Genomic DNA, 14,230 nt, shown 5'->3' on the forward strand with positions numbered 1-14,230 from the left:
GAATATCTTTGGTTGGTAGGGCAAAAGTTTCGTACAATCTTAAATATGATTTACAGACCTATTAAGCACCTCATATTTATGCCGATATATTCAGACAAATACATTTCCGTGATGCAAAGGCAATAACGTCCATAATATATACAGTTCTTACCTTCTTTGACGAGGGTAACGCTTCTTTTTCTTCTTCATTCGGTTGGCAAACTGTTCTTCTTCGTAATCCACGCCCTGTTCACCGAGTAACAAGCTGAACAATCCTAAATCGTAATTAGCCGAATGTTCCTGTGGGATAAACTCAAAAAGGTTGTGGGTTGGCAAATCGTCCAATGTATTTGTTTTGGAAATAGGGCTGTTCTGTATTTTTAATTCGGGTCTGTTTCCGTTGTTCCACCAATCGTTGAATACATTAGCTGATAGGTTTCTGTCTAACTGTGAACCGTTCCAAACGCTACGATTCTCGTGGTCAATAAAAGTTATACCGTAAATCCGTCCGTCGTCGTTCCTGCGGACAACCGTATTGATGCCTTGTTCGGTCAATTGCTTTTTAAACTCTCTTTCGTTGCTTGTCGTGCGCATAGCCAATTCAACGGTATTCTTTAAAACTGACCTTGCAGGGTTGGTTTTCATTTTTTCTTTGGACTGTTCAAAGTGTTTTTGCAGTTGTGCAATCCCTGCATCTTTTCCGAATAGCGATGCTTTGAACGGATTGCTTACCTTGTTTCCGTTTTCGTCCAATGCCACATAGACCAATCCGTTTATGGTCTTACCGTTCCGATCGCCTTTGACTTCTTTCGCTGCAATGTTGAACAGCGACAATAAAGCATTGTAGCTTCCCATAGTCGGAAAGCTGTAATACTTTGGCAAATAACGTACTACCGAAGCAATCTGACTTTTGATGTCGCCTTTGTGGTAATCCACAGGCTTGAAAACTTTATGGGCTTGTTTCTGCTCCTGCTCGGTGGCTTTGTGCAGGTTGTATTTCTGCTCCAAATCCCGACAGATAGCCATTGAACGTGGGTGGTCGTAATCATCGGGGATTTTCTTTCCGTCAATACCTACACAGGTCGAAACGATATGGATATGCGTTCGGTCAATGTCCGTATGTTTGAAAACAATATATGGCTGATTGCCGTAACCCATACGCTCCATATACTCTTGTGCCATTTCCGTAAAATGTTCATCGCTGACCTTATCCGCAGGATCTGGGTTTAGCGATATATGCCGTACCGTCTTTTCCGTTTTGATGTTTGCCGACAAATACGGCTCAAAGCATTTATTAAAATATGCTACAGAATACCAGCCGTCCACCGTGTCGGGTATCTTGTTCAGCAACAAAACCGCTCCATTTTCCGTGTCCACTTTCTGCTGATTGTACAAAATCGCTCCATACATATTGCTTCCTTTTCCGATTTTTGCAATCATATTTTTACTCCTTTTTCAGATACTTTGCTTCAAATTCTTGTGTCAAACGGATTACGTCCTTAGTCAATTTTGCCAATTCAATGGTTTCCTTTTCTAATTTATGGAGATATGCAGATGCTTTTTTCTCCGAAAAATTGCGGTACAAAATCTTTACAATCTGATTGTAGTTGGTTGCTATTCCTCGAAACTGAGCGAAAAATTTGGTCAACCCTGCGTGGTATTCTATTGCATCCATATCAATTTTTACGGTCTTTACCGTCTTCTGAAAGATGCAAGCTGTAATAAAATGTGCCTTTACGTTCATTCCCGATTGCTCAAAAAGGGTAAGAAACTTGGCATTTTCCTCTGCATTCAGGTTAATGGAATACCGATTGACCGCTGGGTCATTCTTCGGTTTTCGACCTGTTTTCCTAATCTGTTTTCTGTGCTTTTCTTCCATAATAAATCCGTTTCTAATGTTAAACCAAAACTGCGACTTCGGAGCGGTTTTCAGCTCCCTGCAAGGGCAAGTGCTTTTGAGGTACTGAAATTCATTTCGAGTACCTCAAAAGATAACTTGCTCTGAACAAGGGTTCAGAAAAATCCGTTTTGCAAACGGATTGGGGTTAGCCGAAAAAACCAACCGCTTCCATTACAAATTTCGACAAGAGTATTTGAATAACAGCTATTTACAACCACGCCTTTGAACGCCAAATAGTGCCACAAAGTGCCACGTTTATGCGGGTTGACATTGCTTTTATTTCCTTTGTTGTGGTTAGTTGGCTGGTTGGCTATGGAGTTCACCAATGGGTTAAAGTGATTGCAGGCAATCTATTGGATTTTTAGCTAATGAAACAGTTAATTGAAAATATGCAGGTGCATAAATAGTTACATCGGTACAATGATATATACAACTAACTGTTCAGTTAACCAAACAGCTAATTTGAAATAACATTAAAAACAAGTGATATGATACACGAAGAAAACAAAAAACAGCAACCCGAAGTACAGGACTTTTCTATCGAAAATTTCATTGGCAGTGAAAAGAAACAACCTGCACAGGAACAACAGGCAGTAACACATTGGGACGACTTTACCGCACCCGAAACAGACGAAAAAACTGCGGAAACAGGAACGGAACATACAAGACCGTCAGCGAGCAATACCAAAAGAATGACCTCAAAGCCAAAGAAGCTGACCAAAGAAGATTACTGCGGTCAGTTCTTTAAAATTTCGAATACAAGGGCAAGCAAAGGAAAATCGGTCTATGTAAGACAGGAACACCACGAAACGTTTAACAGGCTTATCGGCATTATGGGTATCGACAAACTCACGATTTATGCGTATCTGGATAACATTATCGAATACCACTTTCAGGAGTTCGGGGAGTTGGTTAAGGAAATCTATAATGAGAAACACAAACCGTTGTTCTGATAACGATAGGCTGGTGGTGGTGCGTTTCTCTCTCTCTCTTAAAATTGTTTCCAAAAGAAAAAAACAGAAAAAAAAGAAAGCCATTTTAAGAAGGCGGACAGGTGAAAAAACCAAAAGGAAACGGAATAAGTCCCGAAGGGTGGCAGGGCAATCACGCAACAACTCGGCGAAGCCACCTTAATTTTGTCCTGCCATTATGCCGTAGTCTTTTGGCTGGGTCGTGCGGTGGCTGTCCGCCTTACCTTTGCTACCTTTTTTATTCTTTTTTGGCAATATTTTCAAATACTTCTATCATTGTATTTAGCAACTACAAGCCAAATACTACCTCTCACTGCAACAATTAAAAGTTGCATCGCTCTTCAAGTTAAATTTAAAGATAAAGTTGATAATCAGCTTTGTTTTTATTTAAAAGGAATACAGCGATGGAAAACAGTGAGAACAAAAAGGAAACTCCCGAAATCGACAAGACCATTTTGGATATAAATGAGCAAAGGGAGCGTGAGAAAGAGGAAAAATTTGTAGATTTAATCATTGAGATTATTGTGTCTGCAACATTAAGGGAATACTATGAAAAGAGCGATAAGATACCTACGGTTCAGCCAACTCGGACAAAGTAACGGTTCCATCGAAAGACAGGAACTCTATACCGACCAATGGCTGAAATTCAACGATGTCGAATTGGTTGATACCTTTATCGACAGGGGCAAGAGCGCACGGACATTTGACCGCCCTGACTTCATCAAATTGAGGGAGTTCATAACCAAGCACCATAGGACGGTGGACTATCTCTTGGTTGACCAACTTGACCGTTTCAGCCGTGATGCAGGGGAAGCGATGAGCATGGTCAAACTCCTTCAACAGAAATACAGCATACAGGTCGTAAGCGTCACAGAGGGCATTGTCTTCGATTATGACACGCCTGGAAGTTTCTTCCGTGCAGGATTGCAGTTGTTGCTTGCCGAAGAGGACAATATCAACCGAAGTATTAAGGTAAAGGGTGGTATCTATACCGCAAAAGCCAAAGAGGGAAGATATGTTTACAAGAACGCTCCGTTCGGGTACAGGAAACAGGGAGAACGCAAGGAACGGCGGTTGATAATCGAGGAAACCGAAGCCAAGATAGTACGGTTCATCTACGATGCCTATTTGAGAGATACACCACTTTATCTGATAAAAGAACAAGCTCAAAGGTTGGGCTTTCCGACAAAGGGCAATATGGCTATCGAGCGTGTGCTTAAAAACCCGACCTATGCAGGCTTGCTGAAAGTGGAAACCTACAAGGACTATGCAGGCGGATTGTTTGACGGCATCCACGAACCTATCGTTGACAAGACCACGTGGATGATGGTACAGGAGAAAATGAAACGTCCCGAAAAAACAAGGACGGTCATCGATGATGAAATCCCATTGCGTGGGGTATTGAAATGCCATTGTGGAAACCCATTGTCGGGCGCACCGTCAAGGGGCAAATCGGGTAAGTATTTCTATTACTACAAATGCAGGCACTCCAAGCACAACAATATAAGTGCTATCAAAGCTCATAACCAATTTTTGGAAGCCTGTGAACTGATGAGTTTACCGAGTGCAAGGGTAAGGAAGATTAGGACAGTGACCAAAAGCTCGCTCGATATGGAAATGGAGAGCAACCGTAAAAAGGCAATGGAAAAGAAAAGTCAATTGCAAGAAGCCGAGGAAAAACTGTTTTCGGTCGAGGAGAAATGGATAAAGAACGAAATCAACAAAGATACCTATGACCGTTGGTATTCGATATACAGCAACGAAATACTGAACCTTAAAGGGGCGATCGAACGGCTGGGCAATGACCAGAGCAAGGCGTTCAGCATCTTGGAAGATAACCTAAACCTATTAACGGATATGCGCCATGTATATTCCAAGTCCGATACGCTTCAAAAAAGGGAATTTGTGAACAGGGTGTTCGACAGCAATCTGTACTATGAAAATGGCATTTATCGAACACCTACCATGCTCGGTTTATTGTCTCATAACCATTTGAAAATGAAAGAAAAGGGATTGCTTATTTATGAAAAAAAAGAGGGTCTTCTTGATGAAGACCCTCTCAGCGGAGAGTGAGGGATTCGAACCCCCGGACCTGTGACAGTCAACAGTTTTCAAGACTGCCGCATTCGACCACTCTGCCAACTCTCCGCGACAAAAGTACAAATTTTCTCTATTCTACCAAATAATATTTTAGAATTTATGGCTAAAATATGCTTTTAATTATGAATCAAGCTGATTATTAGCTTTTTGAAAATTGGATATCACCTGATATTTTCACCTCTTCACTGACCATTACTCCACCGGTTTCTAATGCAGCATTCCACGTAAGACCAAAATCACTTCTGTTTATTTTGCCTGAAAAAGTGTATCCGGCTTTACTATTTCCCCATGGATCTATAGCAATACCTCCGAAATCCACATCCAATGTAATAGGTTTGGTCACATCCTTTATCGTCAAATCTCCTGTCACTGCAAATTCATCTTCTGATTTCTTTACAATAGAAGTCGATACAAACTTAATCTCAGGATAATTGGCCGCATCAAAAAAGTCTCCGCTTTTTAAATGTTGATCGCGTTGTTCATTTTTAGTATTAATGGAGTCGGTTTTGATAGCTGCTTTAATCGTTGCTGAAGTCAGATCTTCACCATTTCCTTCTAATTGGATTTCAAAGTCTTGAAAAAGTCCTTTTACATTTGAAATCATCATGTGTTTTACTTTAAACTCTAATTCACTGTGAGCAGAGTCTAGATTCCAGATAGTTGCCATATATTTATTTTAATTTTCCACACAAAATTAAGTGTTATAACATATATTTTTGTTTTTTATATGTCATATTATAACAAAAAAGATAAGGAAGTTGTTCTGACAGGCGAGATAAATAATTGCCTTGACAGGCAATGACTTAATATATCGGCGTAAAAAAAGTATTCATTTTTTTTGGAAATATAGCGGATTTGAGTAGTTTTGCATCACCGAAAGGGACGCGCCCATAGCTCAGCTGGATAGAGCAACGGTTTTCTAAACCGTCGGTCTCAGGTTCGAATCCTGATGGGCGTACAAAAAAGCCACTTAACATAGTGTTAAGTGGCTTTTTTGCTTATATATTATGCTGCACTCTTTTCCTAAAATTTTTGATCCTATATATCCGAGGTTTTGGTTAAAAACTTCATAAATAAACACGTAAATCCTGATTATTGTAAGGTAGCTACTCTAAAAACTATACCTTTACAGAAATATAAAACTAATAATGCTTACTATAAATTTCTCAGAGTTTCCTGAATTGGAAACTAACAGATTGAAACTACGACGTGCTGATCTAAATGATATAAACGAGTTATTTGCCCTACGTTCTGATCCGCAGATAATGAAATATATTCCCAGACCTATTGCCACAGGACTTGAGGAAATATCAGAACATATCAAAATAGTCAATGAAAAAATTAGCAGCAATGAGATCATCAATTGGGCAATTACGCTAAAAGATAATCCTAAAATGATTGGAACTATCGGCTATTATCATATTAAGTCTGAGCATTATCGGGCAGAAATTGGGTATATGCTGCTTCCTGATTTTCAAGGAAACGGTTATATTACCGAAGCAATTAATCAAGTTGCTAATTACGGCTTTACTAAAATGGGTCTACATTCGATCGAAGCATTGATTGATCCTGAAAATACAGCCTCAGCCAAAGTATTAGAGAAATGCAATTTTGTTAAAGAGGGATATTTTAAAGAAAGTGAATTCTATAACGGAAAATTTATCGATACAGTCATTTATTCGAAATTAAATGGATAAAATATAGCGGAAGCAGAAATCGTAATAATAAAACCTAAAGGATTACCAAAGGTTCAATTTAATAAATTGAACCTTTTCTACATCCCCTATTCTTACTTATTTTCAAGAAGAGCGATCAGGATCTGATTCGAAAATCATACAACTTTATATGAGCCACCTGTATTAACATTTATGATATCACAAGGATTCGTTAAGCTTTTTAATTTTTGATCTGAAAATTAAAAATTCAACAACCGTACAGAACAAATAAAGTATCGAAAAGCCTAACAGCATTTTTATAGAGGAGGGTATAATGTCGTACTGATCAATATCCAATGCTACATTAACACCGACGAAAAGAACAAAAAAGAGAGGTATTCCCGAAAACGTCAGAAAGGACAAATAATTATTATTCCTGACTCGGTCTATTTGATTTAGAAAAAATAATAACGAACTGACAGCTATTGCAACAAGATACAGTGAGGACAGAACGACCTGCATGAATACATCCATAACAGTATAGAATTTTTCTAAAGTTGTTGTATCAGGAGGATTAAATCTATCAATAATAACTCTGTAAAGCAAAAACAACACAATACCCAGCACAATATTAATCAGCGAAAACCTAAATATTATTTTCTTCATATCTTATTAATAGCTCCTTTATTAAGGATATCATTAGCATTCCACAATTATATGCTAATCCTCTAAAATTATAAAAAATATAGCTATTAATAAAGCTGTATCAGATCTAAAAACAGTTATCTTTTAACTCCTAACTGTCAGAAAAATTATTAACTTCTTTAATTTGTTTTATTGGGTCTTGTAGATACTTCTAAATATGGACTAGAAAAATCATATCCGCTGTAAACGCCCGAAACATTTATGCTCTTACCTGATTTGACACCCCGGTATACAGCTTTGTACTTTAATTCAACAGCATGCTGTACTATCCATAAATCATATGAAAACCAAGAATATGCTGGTATTACAATCTCCATCGGGTAGGTAGTAACAACTGTACGATAAGGCTTTGGACCATAATTCATCTTTATTTTTTCCTTCTTTCCAAAAGAATTCACACCAGCAGAAGAGCTTACTCTGGGCAAATCAGTTTCTAATTCAACATTTTTGTTTTTTTTAAAACTTATTCCATTAAATGTCTCCTGAATTGAAAATTCACTTTTTAGTGTATCTCTCAGCAACACATTTTCCCTGAATTCTGTAGACCAGTTGTTTATCCTCAAACCGTAATCAATTCGGGTTATTCTTGAATTGGTAATCCTTCCACCTGTCGTATCCAACTGTATACTCTCCAATATAAACTCCTCATTGGGAACAAATACAAAATTCAGATATTGTATAAAGTCCCTTTTCCCCATAAACAATCTACCGTACTCTGCTCTTATACTATAATTAAATGGCTTTGGTTTTCCATCTATCATAACTGTACCCGATACATCCCGACTGTCTAAATAGTAAGCTGTTCTTTCTGAATTTAAAACCGGAATCCATGAAAAACCAAATGAAGAAGGCCTACCGGATCGTTGGGTAAACGGAAAATACTGGTCCGGACTTTTGGCATATGCTCCGACACCTATTGCTGTATTTTCTTTTACAGAGTAGAGCATATAAGGATTATCAGAAGATAGAGGAGAAAACTTAAAATAAAACAACTGCGAGTCGTCATCAGGCGCTATGGGCTCGACAAGCAGATTTTTCCCTTGACCATAACTCTGTAAAACTAAGTTATCATATGCTTGTATATAGAACTGCAGACCATCCAACTGATAAAGAATATCATATACACTCTTTACTACAGTATCTTTTTTGACAACCGGAAATTTTGCAGAATCGAGTTCCAATAGTATGCCTCTCTCTTCCGGATTATCAGGAGGTTTTATATCCTGCCTGGAACAGGAAAGTAGTATGATTGTATTCAGTAATATAAATATCGTCAACTTTATATAATAGATGGATGGTTTCATTTTTGTATCAACTTTGAAGAGCTTTTATAACGATCAATTAACCTTTGTTTTGGAAATAACTTTTATAAGTTCAAATTCTGTGTCACCTGAATCCATAGGTGGATTTGCTAACTTTGTAGCTTTTACCAGAATTCTATACTCAAATCCGAGTTCGTAACTAAATCCGGTAATTTCACTTTTAGCTAAATAATAAGTATTATTATTATTTTTAGCCTCAGTTACTATCAGACAATCGGGTACTTTAACACCATATGAGGGTTCACATGTTGTATATTTAGATGCAACAATCATTTCAACATGCCTTACGACATCCCGTTCTTCTTTCATACAAGCCATACTCAGCAACACCATACCTAATAATGACAATAATTTAACTATATAATTCATAACAACCTGTTTTATTTTATAAAAGATATAAACATAAAACCAAATTTACAAAACAAAAATAATAAAGAAATCAAAAACTAAATAAACGACAATATTTTTCAATAGAAAAAGAAAGCTCATTTTAGCTATTATACCCGTTTTCGTTCATGTAAAAACAGAAAAGCTAAGTTGATTGTTATTAATGAACAACAATCAATATAAATATGGAAACCAGGCACAATTACGAAACGGCAGATGTCGCATTAGCGAAACTACAGCAGATGGGATACAATATAGATTACAATATAGAATTCGATGAAATATATAGCAATACAGAAGAATATCAGATCGATTATCTTTACCGGTATGAAGGTTCGTCAAATCCTGATGATGAGTCCACTGTGTATGGCATTTCTAACCCATCCAATGGAAAAAAAGGAGTATTTGTAGTCGGCAATTTATCTCTGATAGAAGGTAAAAAACGTGATATCATTCTTAATCTGGAACTGAAATATAAAAACAAAAGCACCTGATGACATAACTGTTATCAGATGCAGCCCCACTAAAAGATGTAAAGCTCAGTTCCTTTCCAGAAACTGAGCTTTATATCTAAATAATCCTTACCTAATTCTTAATTCCAGTATACGTCGTTATACTTTTTGCCGGCAAAGTTACTGACAACTCCCCTGAAGCATCTGCATTTACGACAGTTCCCGCAGGCCAGTGACCGGCACTTGAATCTGTAGTCTGATAATTCTGGAGACTACTTACTCCAAAGCCCTGAAGTTTGATTTTACAATTAGCAGCAGTAGTACCGCTATTAATTACTACACATGTAAATTTGCCTGAAACAGGATCTTTATATGCAGATACCATAATATTACTTCCGCCATTTGAGGTAGCTTTAAATCTATAGTATCCGGCATTAATAAACCGTGAATAGTGACCCATCACATCGTATGTCTTCGGAAAATCAAGCGTCCCGTCACTGTTGGTACAGATCAGTGATTCATTGTTTCGGATAGCCAGCATACCTAACCAGTACACATATGAATTTACATTACATTCAGCCAAAAATTTATGCATATTTTTAGCCAGTTTGAGCCCTCCGGTCATGGTATTATCATAGACGCCGCTATCGTCAGAGACTTCTGTCACCCAGACTGGTTTATTGCCTGTAGCGTAATTCCATATTTGCGGATTTTGGTTCAGACCACGTTGTCCGAAAATCAAATCCCCTATTTCCACATAACCATGTCCCGCCAGTATATCTACTTTACTCTTATCCATAGAAGACAGAAAACTATTTGCTGTACCCCATGCCGCATTTTCTGAAGAAATGATTTTGACACTCTGCAATCCTTCACTGTTCAGGGCTGGTCTTAAATTATTGGTTATAAACTCACCCAGATTTTTTGGTTTCCAATACGACGCATCCCAGTCTGAAAATACATTTTCAGGTTCATTACTTGGTGAAATCCCGTAAAAATCAATTCCCTCCTGTTTGTAAGCTTTTGTAAATCCGGCCAGATAATTAGCAAATGTGGTCGAAGAGGTATTAAAATTTAAACCATTAAAAAATTTTCCGCTTATACTGTTAGGATTCGTTTTCATATACAATGGCGGTGTCCAGGTACTTGCAAAGATGATTGGAACCTGATGACGCTGTTTTGCAGTTTTCAGAATCCACAACTGTCCCAGATGTTCTTTCTGATCTTCCGTAAGAGATTGGTATTGTGTGCTGTTCACATCCACATTGATATCCACTCCGGCCGGCTGAATCGTTACGACTTTAGTTTGCTGATTAAACGGATAGGTGTGCAGTACCTTTCCTCTCAGCATATTCAGATGCAAACCGGTATTCCCCCACAAATATTCCATTATACTATCTCTTTTACCCGATTCAAAAAACGGAGTAATTCTTCCTCCGAAAGCACCGAATCCCTCAATCTTCTGATAAGTCTGATTCCAGTCCAGCACCACATCCACCACTCCGTTTGTCTGAGCAAGCGCATTCTGATTCAGAAGTTTATCATTTACCAGATCCTTTTTTTCGCAACTACTCAGTACCGACACCGCAAACGCTAAGCCCAGGACAATCTTTAATTTTTGTGTTTTCATAATTTTATAATTTCGTGTTTATTATTTATGTAACTATTTCTGCTATTTTACTTTTCTAAACGATCAAAATTTACACTGCTCTGTAATGCTGCAGCCCCTGTCGGTTATATTATAATGATTATGCAGAGCTAAACTAAAAGAAATGAACATTCGAAAATTGAATAATTAACTCATTCTGATTGAACTATTTAATCTTTATTTGAGGAGTAAGCATAAAATATGCCTCAGCAGCTTTAGAGGCTGTCAAATTGGATTGAGGATTATGAAATTTAAAACTTGCTGTTGCGAAAACAGGCTTGTAGCAGGTGTATGTTTGAATAAAAGAACTTAAAAAAACACCTACTGAACAATTAGCTCAACAACTATTGAATTATTTACCAATGCTGTAGAAGAGATTTTTATAAGAAGAAAGGACAAGGACTTAATTATCTGATCATCTTCAGACTAAAAGATGCACACGGATCTATCAAGACTTCTTTAACCAACAGGCGCTGACAGCTCCTGTAGCCCTGATGAGAGGTAGTGTGACGATATGTATATCCTGTTCGTATAGGAATTACCGTTACTTTATTTCTTTAAGCCCCTGATCATATAAACCCACTAACAGACTATTACCGTTTTTATCGATCCTTAATGCCCCGTATTTTGCACGTTCATATTTTTCAGCATGCCCTTCCTGAAAGAAAAAAGATTCCGCCCCAAGATTGATATTCCATTCATTCGGCGATGTATATTTAATCAGATATTCGCCCTTATTTAACGGACTGGGATCCCGTTGGAAGCGAACCTTCTGCCCTACTCCATGCTCATCAATTTTTATAACACAATATCCCCTTCTTGATAATTTTTCGGTTTCCGTATCTATATCCCTCGAAATAGCATAACGCAGGTTCATATAATCCCCCTGCATAAGTGAACGAGGATCGACAGGTGCCAGTTCTAATAATACCAACTGACCTTCACCCAATATTTCTTCTTTTGCTCGGATCGAATATGTAAAATATCCAAGCAACAGAAGCAGGTTAAAGAGAATGATAAACCACTTATACTTTTTCATGTTTAGTCAGGCTTTTACGGGTAAATAAATAGAGTCCCAGAAATAGAATTCCTGATGACATCAACAATATGGATTTAGTCAGTAATGTAAAATTGAGATCGTAGTAATACTGAGAAATAAAATAAATAAAAGCGATCACTCCGACAATTAGTCCTGTTTTATAATTCACATAAAAGCTCAGAAGAATAATCAACATTGCTCCTGATATTGCAGGCGACCATACTGTAGGTAATAAAACCAGTATACTAAGAGTACAAATTACAGCTCTTTGGATGACACCTGCAACATGCAATATATCCGATAATTTCAACATCAAATATCCTATTGCCAAAAAGATCAGGACAGAGGAAACCCATATATATTTCGGAGAAAGAGCGATCATTCCCTTCTTACCCAAAAAGATCAGCAGTACCAATAATGAAAGGATCAGTCCGGCTCTTACAGGTTGATAAAGTCGGGATAATGCTTTAGTGCTCGTAATGATTTTCGCTTCATTCAGCATAGTATAGCTGACCAATACGGTCAATACAGCGATCTGAATATGAATCAGGTTGTAGGCATCATTAGTCAGGATCAAGCCAAATATACAACCATTTAGGATCAGAATGGATATAAAGGAAAGGATATAGTTATGTACAATCATCAGGGAACAGGAAGCAATAAGAATAAAGATCAACAGAATACTGCTATCTTCCATTTTAAACTTATTAAAGCCCATTGTCATAAGCAAAAATCCAATGAGATAAAACAATACTGTGACAGTATCCAGAATAATTTTATCACTTTTTTTATTCACCAACACGGCTATTACAATACAAACAAAACCGAGTATAACAAGACCGATACCTGAGTCATACAGTCCGCTGATAAACAAAAAACCAACAAAAGCCATGCTAGCCAGCAGACCACCGAATATGGAAAGAATCTTTATAGCCAGAGATTCACCAGATCTGTTTTTCTGGTAAGAAGCTATAATCGCTTCTTCATCGCAGACAAATGATTCTTTATTTTCTCTTTTACTTCGGAGATAATTCAATACCTCTATGATCTGCTCTTTATTTTTCATTTGTCCATTTCTTTTGAAGATCTATCAATTTTCTAATAACCAGTGTTACGCTGATCACAATAAAACAGCTCACAGTCAGAAACATCATCTCTCCATCTGAAATACGGATGAGCAGGCCGGATACAATGACAATAAGACTGAAGGGAATCAGGGAAAGATAAAATCCGCTTTTGGTCTTTAAGCCGTAGCGGATACCAAAAAAATAAGCTGCAGCTGTCAATAACAAAAGCCAGGGAAAAGGACGATGCGGCTCTTCAAATATCCAGAAAACGATGCCCGCAGTAGCAAATGTTGAAGCAGCTAATGCAACTATATTGGAGAACCATTGCGGGACTATTACATTCTTTATAAAACGGGATTGCAGAACGGAAATCAGTAAAGCCATACCATTCACAATAAATAACAACGTGCATACCAAAACTCCACGCCAATCCTCTGCCACCTGATCGGCATACATCAATAAAGTTGTATTGATCAGAATAAGATACAGCAACCACAGCGGCGCATAATTGGAAACAAGTACCCACAGGGTAATAAAGACTGTCCAGGCCAGAAAAAAGTCATAAGCATTCGCTCCGGTCTGATAAATCTGACCAAATACAGCAAACAATACGCCGACCAGTACAGCGGCTCCGGTGAGGATGATATTCCGTACAGAAATATGGATTCCGGGAATTAGCACCAGCACCGTTGTCACAATGATCAATCCCTCTGCCAGACCGATCTTTACAAACTTGTGCAGATCTGCCCAGTTGTAAGCAAAAAAGAACACAATCCCGGCAACTGTAAAACCGATGCCAAGTACTATAAAAAACAAACGCAGAAACTTTTCCCAGGCGCTTCTGTCATTGAATACATCTTCTTTCAACAGTTCAGTTATTTCCTGCTCAGTCAGATTACTGTGTCTGCTTATAATATAAATATCTTCCCGTTCTATTTTATTCATTCCATGAATTTTAAAACTGTAAATAATCTTAATTGACGATTACTATATATCATAAATATA

General features: G+C 37.7%; 14 protein-coding genes and 2 tRNA genes. 6 read left to right on the forward strand and 10 right to left on the reverse strand.

The window, feature by feature from the left end:
- Nucleotides 1–147: 147 nt before the first annotated feature.
- On the reverse strand, nucleotides 148–1,419 hold the full coding sequence (gene mobB, locus I6J03_RS21730; RefSeq protein WP_201693990.1) for a conjugal transfer protein MobB: 1,272 nt from the start codon (nucleotides 1,417–1,419) through the stop codon (nucleotides 148–150).
- Nucleotides 1,420–1,423: 4 nt separating this feature from the next.
- Nucleotides 1,424–1,858, reverse strand: a complete 435-nt coding sequence (gene mobA, locus I6J03_RS21735) for a conjugal transfer protein MobA (protein ID WP_003006363.1) — start codon at nucleotides 1,856–1,858, stop codon at nucleotides 1,424–1,426.
- 509 nt (nucleotides 1,859–2,367) lie between these two features.
- On the opposite strand from mobA, the gene I6J03_RS21740 reads away from it, so the two are divergent.
- The 3 genes from I6J03_RS21740 (at nucleotide 2,368) to I6J03_RS21750 (ending at nucleotide 4,923) form a co-directional block, all read left to right on the forward strand.
- Complete coding sequence (locus I6J03_RS21740) at nucleotides 2,368–2,832, forward strand: DUF3408 domain-containing protein (protein ID WP_003006366.1); 465 nt, start codon at nucleotides 2,368–2,370, stop codon at nucleotides 2,830–2,832.
- A 422-nt stretch (nucleotides 2,833–3,254) separates the two neighbouring features.
- Nucleotides 3,255–3,449, forward strand: coding sequence for a hypothetical protein (locus I6J03_RS21745; protein ID WP_039989917.1), 195 nt, complete (start codon nucleotides 3,255–3,257; stop codon nucleotides 3,447–3,449).
- Entirely contained in the window at nucleotides 3,400–4,923 is a 1,524-nt protein-coding gene (locus tag I6J03_RS21750) for a recombinase family protein (protein WP_201693992.1), read from the forward strand. The genes I6J03_RS21745 and I6J03_RS21750 overlap by 50 nt, the downstream gene beginning before the upstream one ends.
- On the opposite strand, the gene I6J03_RS21755 is transcribed toward I6J03_RS21750, so the two are convergent.
- Nucleotides 4,914–4,998, reverse strand: a tRNA-Ser gene (locus tag I6J03_RS21755). The two genes, I6J03_RS21750 and I6J03_RS21755, sit on opposite strands and share 10 nt — an antisense overlap.
- Before the next feature lie 91 nt (nucleotides 4,999–5,089).
- Nucleotides 5,090–5,617: a YceI family protein gene (locus I6J03_RS21760; RefSeq protein ID WP_003013329.1), complete on the reverse strand. Its 528-nt coding sequence runs from the start codon at nucleotides 5,615–5,617 to the stop codon at nucleotides 5,090–5,092.
- A 217-nt stretch (nucleotides 5,618–5,834) separates the two neighbouring features.
- Between I6J03_RS21760 and I6J03_RS21765 the strand changes: the two genes are divergently transcribed.
- A tRNA-Arg gene (locus I6J03_RS21765) sits at nucleotides 5,835–5,908 on the forward strand.
- A gap of 190 nt (nucleotides 5,909–6,098) precedes the next feature.
- Nucleotides 6,099–6,647, forward strand: a complete 549-nt coding sequence (locus I6J03_RS21770) for a GNAT family N-acetyltransferase (protein ID WP_003006373.1) — start codon at nucleotides 6,099–6,101, stop codon at nucleotides 6,645–6,647.
- A gap of 782 nt (nucleotides 6,648–7,429) precedes the next feature.
- Here I6J03_RS21770 and I6J03_RS21775 read toward each other — a convergent pair.
- Nucleotides 7,430–8,614, reverse strand: a complete 1,185-nt coding sequence (locus I6J03_RS21775) for a hypothetical protein (RefSeq protein ID WP_003006379.1) — start codon at nucleotides 8,612–8,614, stop codon at nucleotides 7,430–7,432.
- Nucleotides 8,615–8,647: 33 nt separating this feature from the next.
- Complete coding sequence (locus I6J03_RS21780; RefSeq protein ID WP_003006383.1) at nucleotides 8,648–9,001, reverse strand: DUF4377 domain-containing protein; 354 nt, start codon at nucleotides 8,999–9,001, stop codon at nucleotides 8,648–8,650.
- A gap of 203 nt (nucleotides 9,002–9,204) precedes the next feature.
- Between I6J03_RS21780 and I6J03_RS21785 the strand changes: the two genes are divergently transcribed.
- Entirely contained in the window at nucleotides 9,205–9,513 is a 309-nt protein-coding gene (locus tag I6J03_RS21785) for a hypothetical protein (protein ID WP_201693995.1), read from the forward strand.
- Nucleotides 9,514–9,604: 91 nt separating this feature from the next.
- Here the strand turns inward: I6J03_RS21785 and I6J03_RS21790 are convergent, their stop codons facing one another.
- The 4 genes from I6J03_RS21790 to I6J03_RS21805 form a co-directional block, all read right to left on the reverse strand.
- Nucleotides 9,605–11,101, reverse strand: a complete 1,497-nt coding sequence (locus tag I6J03_RS21790) for a glycoside hydrolase (protein WP_003006388.1) — start codon at nucleotides 11,099–11,101, stop codon at nucleotides 9,605–9,607.
- Between the two features lie 562 nt (nucleotides 11,102–11,663).
- The gene (locus I6J03_RS21795) at nucleotides 11,664–12,158 is read right to left on the reverse strand and encodes a GDYXXLXY domain-containing protein (RefSeq protein ID WP_003006392.1); all 495 of its coding nucleotides are present in this window, start codon (nucleotides 12,156–12,158) and stop codon (nucleotides 11,664–11,666) included.
- Nucleotides 12,145–13,224, reverse strand: coding sequence for a DUF4401 domain-containing protein (locus I6J03_RS21800; RefSeq protein ID WP_003006394.1), 1,080 nt, complete (start codon nucleotides 13,222–13,224; stop codon nucleotides 12,145–12,147). The genes I6J03_RS21795 and I6J03_RS21800 overlap by 14 nt, the downstream gene beginning before the upstream one ends.
- Entirely contained in the window at nucleotides 13,214–14,170 is a 957-nt protein-coding gene (locus I6J03_RS21805; protein WP_201693997.1) for a DUF2157 domain-containing protein, read from the reverse strand. Before I6J03_RS21805 ends, I6J03_RS21800 begins: the two co-directional genes overlap by 11 nt.
- Nucleotides 14,171–14,230: the final 60 nt, after the last annotated feature.

The sequence above is a fragment of the Sphingobacterium spiritivorum genome, from assembly GCF_016724845.1.
GTDB lineage: Bacteria > Bacteroidota > Bacteroidia > Sphingobacteriales > Sphingobacteriaceae > Sphingobacterium > Sphingobacterium spiritivorum_A.